Raw genomic sequence first — 14051 nt, forward strand, 5'->3', positions numbered from 1 at the left:
AGAAAAATCGCTTGAGCCTGAAAAAAAAGCAACTATCCTTATATGTCAACCTGAACTTGTTTCGGGTTGTCATGACATAAGTTGTAGACTCTGAAACAAGTCAGAATAACAAGGGAACTTTTTAAACAGCTTCTTTTTTCATAAATTTTTAAAGAACCTCTACTCTATTATTTTGCTTCCTTCTGGAGCTTCAAAAACAGAAGTATCTAGTTTAACTTCTTCAGCTTTAGTTTTGTTAAAAGTTAAGGTTTTACGTAATTCGGTTGGCTTATTGTCTTCAACTTTATACCAAGAAATAGTTTTAGGCAATTTTAATCCGTTTAAATCTTCCCAAACGCCATATTTTATAAAACTAAACTTTTCACTTTTCTTTTTAGAGCGAAATGTTACCGTGTAAGCTAACCATTCCATTTGGTAAGTTTCTGCGTTGTAATATAAAATATATTCATCGTCTGGCGACTCGCCTACCCCCGCTTCATACGATATTTTAACACCCGGATATGTAACACCTTCAAAAGTTAACGGTTCCGCTTCTTCGTAGTTAATACCGTCATCAGCCAAAACAAAAGGCATTGCGTAAAAGTAAAACATAAGGTTGTAATAAAACTTTGGATTGCCTTTATATTCATCTTCAAATTTATTGTTTAACCAAACTTTTTCACCATTAAATCCAATAGTATGTTTCTGCATATCTATTAAAGATTTTCTAGTTTTTAAATCGGTTGTATGCTTTTCTTCTCCAGCCGGTTTAGTTATTAAAAACTCTAGTGTATTCATTTTATTCCAAGAATCAATTCCACCATGAGCATCAAAAACTTTGGTAATGGTTTCAGGATAAATACTTGTAGTTACATTTAAAGTTTCTTCCTTGTAGTTTGGAGTTTCTTCAGATGTTTTTTGTTTACAGGAAATTAGCAACACTACCGTTAAAGCTAATAAGAATAAGTTTTTCATTAAATATTATATTGGTTAATTTTTGTTTGTCGATTTAATATAATTGAAATTACATTAATTACAGTATTTTTGCAGGTATTCTATGAAAACAATTTTAAGCACCCAAAACAAATATATTAAAGAGTTAGTTTCTTTAAAAGACAAATCGAGACAGCGTAAAAAAAGCGGATTATTTCTAATTGAAGGTGTTCGTGAAGTATCTCTTGCTTTAAAGGGTAATTACAGCATTAAATCTATTCTGTTTTATCCGGAGCTTTTTTCTTTTGAAGCTTTAACAGATTTAATTGGTGAATTTAAAATAGAAGTTACAGAAATATCGAAAGAGGTTTACGAAAAGCTAGCCTACAGAAGTACAACCGAAGGTATTATTGCAGTTGCAGAAACTAAAAACCACGACATTTCCAACTTAACTTTAACTACCAAAACACCATTAATTTTAGTTGCTGAAGCACCCGAAAAGCCAGGAAACATTGGCGCACTTTTACGAACTGCCGATGCTGCTAATATTGATGCTGTAATTATTGCAAACCCAAAAACCGATTTATACAACCCTAACATTATTCGTTCTAGCGTAGGTTGTATTTTCACCAATAATATTGCCACAGGAAGCACAGAAGCTATAATTGCTTTTTTAAAGGCAAGCAACATTAATATTTATTCTGCTATTTTACAAGAATCGGTGCCTTATCACACCCAAGATTTTACAAAACCAACAGCTATTATTGTTGGCACTGAAGCCACTGGGCTAAGTGAAGATTGGCGTATAAATGCTACTCGAAATATTATTATACCCATGCAAGGCGAAATAGATTCTATGAATGTTTCGGTTGCAGCTGGAATTCTTATTTTTGAAGCTAAAAGACAACGAGAATTTAAGTAAACCGAATTTCAGTCGTCAGTCTGAGCGCAGCCGAAGACCTAGAAAATCTAGGTTTTTATTTTTTACATTTTAAATCTAAATAATATAATAAATATACACTTCTCCTAAGCTAAGTGTGATTAATAGTTTTTATTTTAGCCTTATAACTTAACACAAATGACAGCAAACACCCTATTCTACATAATAATAGCCATTATACTCATTAATTTTTTAGTTGATAAAATTTTGGATGCCCTAAATGCTAAACATTTTAACGACGCACTACCTAGTGAATTACAAGATGTTTATGATGAAGCCGAATACCAAAAATCGCAAAACTACAAAGCCACTAAATATAAGTTTGGAATTTTAACCTCAACCTTTTCAGTGGTTTTAACTTTAGGTTTTCTGTTTTTTGATGGATTTGAATTTGTTGATAATCTGGCTAGAAATTATAGTGAAAACCCCATAATAATTGCTTTAATTTTCTTTGGAATTATTATGATTGGAAGCGACATTTTAACAACTCCGTTTTCGTATTACAGCACTTTTGTGATAGAAGAAAAATTTGGGTTTAACAAAACCACTAAAAAAACTTTTTTCTTAGATAAACTTAAAGGATGGTTAATGAGTACCATTTTAGGTGGTGGTATTTTGGCCTTAATTATTTGGTTCTACCAAATTACTGGTTCCTATTTTTGGTTGTACGCTTGGGGTTTAGTTACACTGTTCACGGTTTTTATGAATATGTTTTACTCCAAGTTAATTGTGCCGCTATTTAACAAACAAACACCGCTTGAAGCTGGAGAGTTACGTGATAAAATTTCGGCTTACGCAAAAACCGTTGGTTTTAAATTAGATAAAATTTTTGTGATAGATGGCTCCAAACGCAGCACAAAAGCTAATGCTTATTTTTCAGGTTTTGGCAGCGAAAAACGTGTAACTCTTTACGACACTTTGATTAACGATTTAAACGATGAAGAAATTGTTGCCGTTTTAGCCCACGAAGTTGGTCATTATAAAAAGAAACATATTATTTTTAACCTTGTGGCTTCAGTTTTACTTACTGGCTTAACACTGTTTATTCTATCTTTATTTATATCAAATCCTGTATTATCGAACGCTTTAGGTGTAGAGAAACACAGCTTTCATATTGGGCTAATTGCTTTTGGGATGCTTTACGCTCCTATTTCGGAAATTACGGGTTTAATTATGAATGTGTTTTCCAGAAAATTTGAATATCAAGCAGACGACTATGCCAAAAATACTTACAAAGGCGAACCTTTAATTACATCGCTTAAAAAACTAAATAAGAATAGCTTAAGCAACTTAACACCACATCCCGCTTATGTTTTTATGCATTATTCGCATCCTACTTTATTGCAACGCATTCAGAATTTAAGAAAATAAAATGCTACCAAAACTATGACATTTAACATTAATAAAATCACCTTAATTTTAACGCTTATTTTCACTTCTAGCTGTTCCAATAAATACGATAAATTTAAAACAACACCAGAATATATAAATAACGCTTCCGCGACAAAAGCAGCTTATTACGAAGCTTATAACAACACCTTAAAGTTATGGCAAGTTCCTTTCGAAGAACTTTACATACCTACCTCCTTTGGCGTTGCGCACGTTATTGTTTCTGGTAAAAACAATGAAAATCCTGTGGTACTTCTTCACGGTATGGACGCAAGCTCTACCATGTGGTTTCCAAATATTGAAACGCTCTCTAAAAACCATAAAGTATTTGCTATTGATTTTATTTTAGAACCAGGAAAATCTCATTTACAAAAAGATATAGATGCTATTGAAAAAGTGGTCTCATGGTATAATGAAATTTTTGACGCTCTGGAAATTAAAAACTTTCACTTAATTGGAGCTTCGCGTGGTGGTTGGCTAGCTGTTAATTTAGCTTTAAATAACCAGAAACAAATTAAAAGCTTAGCACTGTTAAGCCCTGCCCAAACGTTTTCGTGGATTAAACCTAGCGTAGATTTACTTAAAAACATTGTAACGCTTTTTTCATCAAAAGAAAAACAACTCAATCAGCTGCTAGAAAGCATGTCTAACAACCCAGCCAATATTGATAAAACATATATCGAGCAATTTAAATTAGGTTCGAAAATAGAGAGTCCAAATAAATTAATAACGGCCATGAAACCTTTTTCTAAAAACGAATTAAAATCTTTAAATATGCCTATTTTGGTTTTAATCGGCGATAACGATGTTATTAACTCTACAAAAACCATAGAAATAGCCAACACCCTTCCTAAAGGAAAAGGAGAAATTATTAAAAATGCAGGTCATTTTTTATCGATTGACCAAGCAGACATTGTAAACACTAAATTGCTTGAGTTTTTAGATTAAAAAAAACGAAGACAACTTTAGTTTTAAAGATTATTTTAGTCTTAATATATCAATTGAAATAAAAGTGTATCTTTGCGCCTTGAAATTCAATAAAATGAGATTCTGAAATAAATCAGAATGAGTTTCAACAAAATTCCTCAGGGTGAGGATGTGTTACTAGAAGTTTGGTTTTAAGTATGTCGATTCGCTTCTTATGTAACACTACATAACAAATCGCATACATATTTAAACAGAATGAGCACATTCCAAGATTTAGGTCTTAATGACGACCTATTACAAGGCATTACAGATTTAGGATTTGAAAAACCTAGTGAAGTACAAGAAAAAGCAATCCCTTTATTATTAAATTCAGAAGAAGATTTAGTGGCATTAGCCCAAACAGGAACTGGTAAAACAGCTGCTTTTGGTTTCCCGATGCTACAAAAAATTAACATAGATAGCCGTACTACTCAAGGCTTAATTTTATCGCCAACACGAGAACTTTGTTTACAAATTGCTAGCGAAATGAAACTTTATGGCAAGCACTGTAAAGGTTTAAACGTAGTGGCTGTTTACGGTGGTTCTAGTATTACCGAGCAAGCTCGCGACATAAAACGTGGCGCACAAGTTATTGTTGCTACACCGGGTAGAATGAAAGATATGATTAGTCGACGTTTGGTTGATATTACTAAAATTGAATATTCGGTTTTAGATGAAGCCGATGAAATGCTAAACATGGGCTTTAAAGAAGACATTACCGACATTTTATCGCACACACCTTCCGACAAAAGTACATGGCTATTTTCGGCAACTATGCCAAAAGAAGTAGCTGCTATTGCTAAAAACTTTATGCATAACCCACAGGAAATAACGGTGGGTCGCAAAAACGAAAGTACTACAAACGTATCGCACGAGTATTATTTAGTTAATGCCAGAGATCGCTACCAAGCTTTAAAACGTTTGGCAGATGCAAATCCAGATATTTTCTCGGTTATTTTCTGTAGAACCAAGCGCGATACCCAAAAAGTAGCCGAAAAACTTATTGAAGATGGTTACAACGCAGGTGCTTTACATGGCGATTTAAGCCAAAACCAACGCGATTTGGTAATGAACGCCTTTAGAAAAAACCAAATACAAATGCTTGTGGCTACAGATGTAGCGGCGCGTGGTATTGATGTAGATGATGTTACACACGTAATTAACTACCAATTACCAGACGAAATTGAAACGTACACACACCGTTCTGGCCGTACAGGTCGTGCCGGAAAAACAGGCGTTTCAATGGTTATTGTTAGTAAAAGTGAGGTTAGAAAAATTAAAAGTATCGAGCGTATTATAAAACGCCAGTTCGACAAAAAAGAGGTGCCGAATGGCATGGAAATTTGCGAAGTACAATTAAAATCGTTGGCTAATAAGGTACACGACACCGAAATTAATCACGAAATTGATGCCTATTTGCCAAGTATTAACGAACTTTTTGAAGACACGACTAAAGACGAATTAATTAAAAAATTCTTTTCCGTTGAGTTTACTCGTTTTTACAATTACTACAAAAATGCCCATAATTTAAATGTTGCAGAAGGTAGTAGCGATAGAGACGAAGGACGCTCTTACGGTGGCAACAAAAACGCAACACGCTACTTTATTAACGTGGGTAAAAAAGATGGCTTCGATTGGATGAACCTAAAAGATTTTTTACGTGATCAACTAGATTTAGGTAGAGATGATTTATTTAAAGTTGAAACTAAAGATAGCTTTTCGTTTTTTAATACTGAAAAAGAATTACAAGAGAAAGTTTTAGCACATTTTACCGATTTTAAACACAACGGACGATTTGTAAACGTTGAAGTTTCGGAAAACCGAGGTGGCGGAAGACGCGACAGAAACCGAGGAAGAAAAAAAGATTCTCGTGGTGGCGGAAGACGCAGCGAAGGAAGATCATCGGGAGGTAACAACAAGCGCGCTAAATCTGGCGCTGGTTTTGGAGCTTCACGCCCAAGACGTTCTCGCAGATAGTAGCCATTTAAATAAAATTAAATAGTTGTCAACCTGATTTTAATTATTTTTAAATTAGGTTGACATTTTTAATTTCAAGCAAAATTTTTAATTAAAACGTGTCGATAAGATTAAACTTATTTGTTAATTTTAAGTCAAATTACCGACTAAAAAACGACCGCAAAAATTTTCTTTATTACTTTTACAGCTAAATACCTAATTAATGAAGCAATATCTTTTACTTTTTTCTATTTTATTAACATCAGTTTTTTGTTATGCTCAAGATGCTGAAAAAGTAATTGGTGTTGTTATAAATTCTGCAGATGGAACGCCTTTAGAAAGCGTTAACATTGTTAACTTAAACCAAGTAAAAGGTACAACAACAAACAATAAAGGTGAGTTTACTATTTCGGCAGTGGCAAACGATACGCTGCATTTTTCATATTTAGGTTTTAAATCTATTAAAGTTAGAGTTACTAACGACTGGTTAAAGTTTGGAAGCTCTGAAATTGCCTTAACCGAATTGGCTTTAGCTTTAGAAGAAGTGGTTGTAAATCAACTTACCTTAACAGGTTATTTGGAAGTTGATATAAAACAAGTTCCTGCACCAAACGACAATTATCGTTACAGTATTTCTGGCTTGTCTGGTACTGGCTATGAGTCTGGTAAAAAATCGGCCGTATCAAAAGTTTTGGGTTCAATTTTTAATCCTGCAGACTTTTTACACCGTATGTTTGGTAAAAAACCTAATGAGCTTAGAAAGTTAAAGCAAATGAAGGAAGACGACCAAATTAGAAATCTTTTAGCTTCTCGATTTGATCGTGAAATGCTTACCGCCTTACTACAAGTTGACAAGGTAGATTTAGATGAAATTGTAAACCAATGCAACTACTCGCAAGGATTTATTCAATCGGCTAACGATTTACAAATTCTTGATGCTATAAGTGAATGCTACGAAGAATATAAGCTTTTAAGTAGAAATCGAGGTTAATGCTAGCTTTCTAATATAGCTTTTAAATCAGATAAACCTGCTTCAAAATCCTTTCCAACGGATTTTTCAAAATTAAAAAACAGCATAAAAATATTGGTAGGCGCTGGATTGCTTCCTGAAAAACCCCAAGTAACTTTAGTGTTGTTTTCATTTATAGCATCAACCATTAAAAAGGCATTCGATAAAGATTTCCAGGGTTTAAAAAAGCGTAGTTCGGTTTCAAGTTTATAATTGTTTTCAATATTTTTTATTTCCTGTTCACCAATCCCAACTTGTTTGTTGCCTTCCCATTTGGAAATAAAACCAACTTCTCCATCGGTTCCAATAAATTCTTGTTTCATTTCGGGGTCTTTCTTTTTCCAAGGCGACCAATTATCTTGGTTTTTAACCAATTTTAAATAAGCAAAAACCTCTGGCAATGGTTTTTCTATTTCAACACTTCGGCTAACCCTATACGACCTTGGCGCAATTAAGCTTAATAAAACAAAAATAATAGCAATAGCTAGAACAACATAAAGGAATAAATACATGGCAGTTAAATTTTAGTTTAGTTCTTAAATTTAGCGAAATAGTTACAACTTATAAAAATTTTCTACAATTTGCTCGTAGCTTTTAATTGTTTTCTTACACCAATCTAAACGTTTTGCAAGCATTTCTTCTTCTGTTAATTGCCAATTAACGTTGGTTTGCTTCAGTTTTGTTGTAACATGCTGTAAAATTATAGCTGCAGAAACCGAAATGTTTAAACTTTCGGTAAAACCAACCATAGGAATTTTTAAATAACAATCGGCTTCATTTAAAACCTCATCAGATAAACCTTCGGTTTCCCTTCCAAAGAAAAAGCACGACTTTTTAGTAACATCAAATTCATGTAAAACCGTATCGTTAGTATGTGGCGTAGTAGCTACAATTTGGTAACCGTTTTGTTTTAAACTTTTAATACAATCTTTCACTGTATTAAATCGGTTTAAATCTACCCATTTTTGGGCTCCCATAGCAATTTCTCGATCAATACGTTTTGTATTTACCTCTTCTACTATATTCACCTCTTGTATACCAAACACATCGCAACTTCGTATTACAGCGCTTGTATTGTGTAATTGATACACGTCTTCGGTGGCCACTGTAAAATGCTTCGTGCGCTCTGGCAAAACTTTGTTAAAGCGCTCTAACCTATTCTCGGTTAAAAAAGTTTCGAGATGTTCTAGTAGTTTTATGTCTGTCATGTTAGTTAAAAACTATTTTAGTTGTTAAATTTGATGAGATTCCTATACGCCTAGGAACAGCAAATATAACATGATAAACATGAAACACATAGTCGTTTTAACAGGAGCTGGCATAAGTGCCGAAAGTGGTATAAAAACCTTTAGAGATGCCAATGGTTTATGGGAAGGCCACGATGTTATGGAAGTTGCTTCGCCAGAAGGTTTTAGAGCAAATCCTGAATTAGTTTTAGATTTTTACAACCAACGCCGTCGCCAACTTTTAACCGTAAAACCTAACCAAGCGCATATAGATTTAGCCGAACTTGAAAAAAGCTTTAAGGTGTCAATTATTACCCAAAACGTTGACGATTTACACGAACGCGCAGGCAGCACAAATGTTATTCATTTACATGGTGAACTATTAAAAGCACGAAGTACAAAAAATATAAATGATGTTTTTGAATGTAAAACGGATATTGTTTTAGGTGATTTATGCCAAAACGGACACCAAATACGCCCGCATATTGTTTGGTTTGGTGAAGATGTACCTATGATTGAAAAAGCCATGGAAGTTTGCCAAACCGCCGATATTTTAATAATTATTGGCACATCGATGCAGGTGTATCCTGCGGCAGGATTAATGCATTACGCTCCAGATGGTATTCCCGTGTATTTTATAGACCCAAAACCTAGTGTCAATTCTAATAAAAACCTAACCGTTATTGCCGAAAATGCGACCACTGGTGTTAGAAAAGTGATTGACCATTATTTGGTTTAATGGCTCACCATTTTTAACCCAATAATTGATGTGATGAGTGTTACTAGAAAAAACAAACGCCAAAATGTTGCTGGTTCTTTAAATATAAAAATGCCAACCAAAACAGTTCCTACTGCGCCAACACCTGTCCAAACGGCATAAGCCGTTCCAATTGGCAAAACTTTGGTTACTTTAACCAATAAAATCATACTAATTGCTAGGCAAACTAAAAACCCAACAAACCAATATTTAGATTCCATACCGGTGGTAGATTTTACTTTACCTAAACATGACGCAAAAGCAACCTCGAATAACCCTGCTATAATTAAAAGTATCCAATTCATTATTTTGTTTTATTTTTCTCTTCAATCCATCTACTCATAAATTTGGTGCTTTGCATGGTATGATGCATGAGCATTTGTCCCGTAAAATTGTGAAGTCGGTTTTCGTGAAGTTGTTCTGTTAAAACTTTAATCTTCTCTAAAAAATTACTCTGAAATTGAGTTTTATTAAATCGCGTATTTACAACCTCAAATCCGGATTGTTGTTTTTGGCTCCAAAGGGCTTCATTTTGATATAAATCGACAGCTTTTTTCGCGAAATTTTCAGGATTTTCTTCAATAAACCCATTTGGTTCTAGGTTTCCAAACATACCTTCTGCAGCAATAGGCGTCATTACACAAGGTGTTCCGTTTTGCATGGCGTCAACTAGTTTACCTTTTAAACCAGCACCAAATCGTAAAGCTGCTAAACATACTCTGGACTTTTGCATAACCTCATGAACATCTTCAGCAAAACCTTTTATTAAGAAACCTTGTTTTTCGTTGTGAAGCTGATTCACTTTTTGTGATGCATAAGCACCATAAATATGCATTTCTGCCTTTGGCAATTCCTTTTTTATAAGTGGCCAAATGCTTTCTTTTAAAAATAAAACGCCATTGTAGTTAGGTTCGTGTAAAAAATTGCCAATGGTTATAAAATTCTGCCTATTGCTAAACTTGGGCAATTTTTCTAAAACATCGGCTTCAATAGGATTCAATAAAAATGGTAGATAACATAATATAGCTTCTGGAACTTTAAATTGCGTTTTTAAAATGTCCATCTCTGATTCAGAAATAATTAAACTTAAATCGCAACGGTAAATACTGGCTATTTCACGTTTAGCAACATCGTTAAATAAATAAGTTTCATTAAATATTGCATTTGCTTTTAAGGCTTGCTGTCTTCCTTTTCGCAAAACATGTAAATCTTCGGTATCTAAAATCCGTAATGCATATGGACAATTTTCTGCAACACGCCAACCAAATTGTTCTTCGGTTGCAAACCTATCGAACATAACCACATCGGGTTTCAGGTTCAATATAAAATCGTCGAAACTAGAATCGTTTAGTTTTATTTGCTGTTCTGTAACTCCTAATTCTTCTAAAGCAAATGCATTAGCTGTTTTTGTAGTTGTAGTTGCAAATGTAATGTTATAATTGGCATGTAAAAACGCATCAATCAACTGCATCATTCGGCTACCTGCCGCAGAACTTTTAGGCTCAGGCCAAACAGAACCAATTATTAATAAATTTAGCATTAGTGTTCTGAAAAAGCTTCAATGCCATACGAAACGCGAACCATTTTTGCCCACGTTGTAACCGCTTCTATTTGGCTTTCACTTAATTTGGCGTCTTTATGAATTAAAGTATAAGATTCTAAAGGCATTTTGTGTTCTTCAATTTCCTCAATCAATTCATCCATTTTATGGTCTTTTCGTTTTACTGAGTTACTAACCCAATTCGAGAAATTTAAGTGTTTTTTTCCGTCTTCAATATGGTCGGCTAACCAATAATTTACTGGTGTTATTTTACTATACCAAGGGTAATTTGTAGCATCGCTATGGCAATCAAAACAAGCTGTTTTTAAAATGGTTTTTACTTCTTCCGACGGTTTTGTTTCATTATAAAATGGCTCAACCGAAGCTAAACTGCCTTCATTTTTTTCTGGTTGAAAAAATTGAGCTACAATTAAAACTATAACAATTAGGTAAAATATTTTTTTCATCGTTTTTATTATTGGTTAAATTAGATTCCTAAAATATAAAAAAAGAATGACCACCCAACAACTTTACGAAGAATTAAACTATGTGAACCATTCGCGCGAAAAGCGATTGTATTACGCCAATTTAGTTTTAGCAAACGAAAATTTATTTACTAATTTGCTAGATATTCTTTTTAAAACAGACGATAAAATATCGTGTAAAGCGGCTTGGGTGCTCGAATTTACTTGTAAAGAAAATTTATATTTAATTATTCCGCATCTCGACTATTTTACAAAAAACATGCAAAAAGTCCACCTCGATCCGGCCGTGAGACCTGTTGCTAAAATTTGTGAATACTTAGCGAACGCCTTTTATAGCAAAGAAAATAACGAAGTAAAACACGCCTTAACCTTAACGCATCGAGAAAAAATTATTGAGTTGTGTTTTGATTATCTGATTAGCGACCAAAAAGTAGCAGCCAAAGCATACAGCATGCACACTTTATTTTTATTTGGTAAAGATGCCGACTGGATTTACCCCGAATTAAAAACCATTTTACAGCGCGATTTTTACAACCAAAGTGCCGCATTTAAAGCCCGTGCAAAACACATTCTAAAAAAACTAAAATAGAATTGCCTTTTACACCATTAATAATCATTTTTTAAACGCATATTTTTTTGAAAATTTGAAATTCAAGCCACAACGTTTATCGCTTAAAAAAACTATATTTGCGCTTTTAAAACAACACACATAAATATGTCACTTTCAACCTTAAATGCCATCTCTCCAATTGATGGCCGTTATAGAAATAAAGCAAACGCTTTAGCGCCTTATTTTTCTGAAGAAGCCTTAATTAAATACCGCGTTTTAGTAGAGATAGAATACTTTATCGCACTTTGTGAAATTCCGTTACCGCAACTAGAAAATGTGGATTCGGCTATTTTTGAAGATTTAAGAGCTATTTACAAAAATTTTACAGCTGAAGATGCTACAGCAATTAAAGACATAGAAAAGGTAACCAACCACGATGTTAAAGCGGTTGAATATTTTATTAAAGAGAAATTTGATGCCTTAGGTTTATCTGAATTTAAAGAGTTTATTCACTTTGGATTAACCTCACAAGACATTAATAACACCGCAATTCCGTTAAGTATTAAAGAAGCCATGAACGATGTTTATGTGCCAGAATACTTAACCGTTTTAAATAAATTAAAAGAATTAGTAACCGAGTGGGCTAGCGTTTCTATGTTGGCACGTACACACGGGCAACCAGCATCGCCAACCCGTTTAGGTAAAGAAATTGATGTTTTTGTAGTACGCTTACAAGAGCAATTTAATTTACTTAACGATATACCTAGTGCAGCTAAATTTGGTGGCGCAACGGGTAACTTTAACGCACACCACGTAGCTTACCCAAATATTGATTGGAAAGCCTTTGGAAGTAAATTTGTACAAGAAAAATTAGGATTACAACACTCCTTCCCTACTACGCAAATTGAGCATTACGACCACATGGCGGCTTTATTTGATACTTTAAAACGTATTAATACCATTATTATAGATTTAGATCGTGATATTTGGACCTACGTTGCTATGGATTACTTTAAACAAAAAATTAAAAAAGGTGAAGTTGGTAGTAGCGCTATGCCTCATAAAGTAAACCCAATAGATTTTGAAAACTCTGAAGGAAATTTAGGCATTGCTAACGCTATTTTCGAGCATTTAGCTGCTAAATTACCTATTTCTCGTTTACAACGCGATTTAACAGACAGTACCGTTTTACGTAACGTTGGTGTACCTTTTGGGCATACATTAATTGGTTTTAAATCCACTTTAAAAGGTTTAAACAAACTACTTTTAAACGAAAGTAAATTTGCTGAAGATTTAGAAAACAATTGGGCTGTTGTTGCCGAAGCCATACAAACTATTTTACGTCGCGAGGGTTACCCAAACCCATACGAAGCCTTAAAAGGTTTAACCAGAACAAACGAAAAAATAAACCAAAATTCTATTTCAAATTTTATTGATACCTTAGAGGTTTCAGACGAAATTAAAACTGAATTAAAAGCAATTACACCAAGTAATTATACAGGTATTTAAAATTATGATGTTAAACAACCAACAAACTTTAGTCGTTTCAGGAATTTTAGCCTGCAGTTTTTTTGTTTGTGGCTTGTTAGATATTCTGGATAATTTTTTAATATTAACACTCTTAACCTTAATGTTTTTTGCAATAGTAATTAACGTTTTTCGCTCTGGTTTTAAAAATAATGACGAAAATTTAGAAGAGTAAATTCAGAATTTATAATTATTAAAAAAAGCTTCCTTTTCGGGAAGCTTTTTTCATATCAACATTTAACTATAAATTATTTAAAGAAATTTACAATATTTTCTAATTGTTTTTCATTTATGTTGGCTTTTTGAAACGCATCAATTAAAGTCATCATTTTTTCTGGACTCATATCATTTCCCAAAATTCTCACTACTCCAAAACCGGTTTCTTTTGCACTACCAAAAACTATAACCTCATCGGCTTCATCTTCTTCACCTAAATATTTCACAATTATTTTATTACCGCGGTCGCTAAACTCCATTAAATCGTTGTACTCTTCGTTTGCTAAAATGGTTTTCACTTTCGCAATTTCTTGGTTATACATTTCTGTATTTGTTTCATTGGATTTAAATCCTAAAAAATTCAACTTTTTAACCGATTCGTAAGCCTCTAGCTGTTCTTTGGTAAAACCAGTTTTATCAATTTCTACCATAGATAATGGCAAATCTTGCGAAATAAAATTGGCAGACTCTTGGTGGTTTACAAAGTATTGTTGCAAACTAGGTTCATCACCACAGCTTGTTAAAAACACTGTGGTAATTACTACTAATAAAAGGTTTGTGATTGTTCGTTTCATGAT

General features: G+C 33.5%; 15 protein-coding genes. 8 read left to right on the forward strand and 7 right to left on the reverse strand.

Annotation, left to right across the window (positions count from 1 at the left end):
• Positions 1–159: 159 nt before the first annotated feature.
• Positions 160–954 (reverse strand): DUF6503 family protein, encoded by a 795-nt coding sequence (locus LG651_RS10895; RefSeq protein ID WP_226696160.1) that lies wholly within the window; start codon positions 952–954, stop codon positions 160–162.
• A gap of 82 nt (positions 955–1036) precedes the next feature.
• Between LG651_RS10895 and LG651_RS10900 the strand changes: the two genes are divergently transcribed.
• The 5 genes from LG651_RS10900 (at position 1037) to LG651_RS10920 (ending at position 7154) form a co-directional block, all read left to right on the forward strand.
• Positions 1037–1834, forward strand: a complete 798-nt coding sequence (locus LG651_RS10900; protein ID WP_226696161.1) for a TrmH family RNA methyltransferase — start codon at positions 1037–1039, stop codon at positions 1832–1834.
• A 156-nt stretch (positions 1835–1990) separates the two neighbouring features.
• A complete protein-coding gene (locus tag LG651_RS10905; RefSeq protein ID WP_226696162.1) occupies positions 1991–3223 on the forward strand; it encodes a M48 family metallopeptidase in 1233 nt (410 codons plus the stop codon).
• A 15-nt stretch (positions 3224–3238) separates the two neighbouring features.
• Positions 3239–4189 carry an alpha/beta fold hydrolase gene (locus tag LG651_RS10910; RefSeq protein WP_226696163.1) on the forward strand — a complete coding sequence of 317 codons (951 nt, stop codon included), beginning with the start codon at positions 3239–3241 and terminating at the stop codon, positions 4187–4189.
• Positions 4190–4423: 234 nt separating this feature from the next.
• Entirely contained in the window at positions 4424–6184 is a 1761-nt protein-coding gene (locus tag LG651_RS10915; protein WP_226696164.1) for a DEAD/DEAH box helicase, read from the forward strand.
• 202 nt (positions 6185–6386) lie between these two features.
• Complete coding sequence (locus tag LG651_RS10920) at positions 6387–7154, forward strand: carboxypeptidase-like regulatory domain-containing protein (protein ID WP_226696165.1); 768 nt, start codon at positions 6387–6389, stop codon at positions 7152–7154.
• Positions 7155–7156: 2 nt separating this feature from the next.
• Here LG651_RS10920 and LG651_RS10925 read toward each other — a convergent pair whose 3' ends face one another.
• Positions 7157–7684: an SRPBCC family protein gene (locus tag LG651_RS10925; RefSeq protein WP_226696166.1), complete on the reverse strand. Its 528-nt coding sequence runs from the start codon at positions 7682–7684 to the stop codon at positions 7157–7159.
• Positions 7685–7726: 42 nt separating this feature from the next.
• A complete protein-coding gene (locus LG651_RS10930; protein WP_226696167.1) occupies positions 7727–8380 on the reverse strand; it encodes a TrmH family RNA methyltransferase in 654 nt (217 codons plus the stop codon).
• 79 nt (positions 8381–8459) lie between these two features.
• Between LG651_RS10930 and LG651_RS10935 the strand changes: the two genes are divergently transcribed.
• Entirely contained in the window at positions 8460–9137 is a 678-nt protein-coding gene (locus tag LG651_RS10935; protein WP_226696168.1) for an SIR2 family NAD-dependent protein deacylase, read from the forward strand.
• On the opposite strand, the gene LG651_RS10940 is transcribed toward LG651_RS10935, so the two are convergent.
• From LG651_RS10940 to LG651_RS10950, 3 genes are read right to left on the reverse strand one after another with little or no spacing between them, the layout of a single operon-like run.
• Positions 9134–9460 (reverse strand): DMT family transporter, encoded by a 327-nt coding sequence (locus tag LG651_RS10940; protein ID WP_226543086.1) that lies wholly within the window; start codon positions 9458–9460, stop codon positions 9134–9136. The genes LG651_RS10935 and LG651_RS10940 overlap by 4 nt on opposite strands.
• The gene (locus LG651_RS10945; RefSeq protein WP_226696169.1) at positions 9460–10695 is read right to left on the reverse strand and encodes a glycosyltransferase; all 1236 of its coding nucleotides are present in this window, start codon (positions 10693–10695) and stop codon (positions 9460–9462) included. Before LG651_RS10945 ends, LG651_RS10940 begins: the two co-directional genes overlap by 1 nt.
• Complete coding sequence (locus LG651_RS10950; protein WP_262905117.1) at positions 10695–11162, reverse strand: heme-binding domain-containing protein; 468 nt, start codon at positions 11160–11162, stop codon at positions 10695–10697. The genes LG651_RS10945 and LG651_RS10950 overlap by 1 nt, the downstream gene beginning before the upstream one ends.
• Positions 11163–11208: 46 nt before the next feature.
• On the opposite strand from LG651_RS10950, the gene LG651_RS10955 reads away from it, so the two are divergent.
• Positions 11209–11769, forward strand: coding sequence for an adenylosuccinate lyase (locus LG651_RS10955; protein WP_226696170.1), 561 nt, complete (start codon positions 11209–11211; stop codon positions 11767–11769).
• Between the two features lie 126 nt (positions 11770–11895).
• Positions 11896–13239 carry an adenylosuccinate lyase gene (gene purB, locus LG651_RS10960; RefSeq protein ID WP_226696171.1) on the forward strand — a complete coding sequence of 448 codons (1344 nt, stop codon included), beginning with the start codon at positions 11896–11898 and terminating at the stop codon, positions 13237–13239.
• 266 nt (positions 13240–13505) lie between these two features.
• Here purB and LG651_RS10965 read toward each other — a convergent pair whose 3' ends face one another.
• The gene (locus LG651_RS10965) at positions 13506–14048 is read right to left on the reverse strand and encodes a DUF4252 domain-containing protein (protein ID WP_226696172.1); all 543 of its coding nucleotides are present in this window, start codon (positions 14046–14048) and stop codon (positions 13506–13508) included.
• Between the last annotated feature and the right edge of the window lie 3 nt (positions 14049–14051).

Origin of the sequence: Neotamlana sargassicola (genome assembly GCF_020523965.1) — a bacterium.
Classification (GTDB): domain Bacteria; phylum Bacteroidota; class Bacteroidia; order Flavobacteriales; family Flavobacteriaceae; genus Neotamlana; species Neotamlana sargassicola.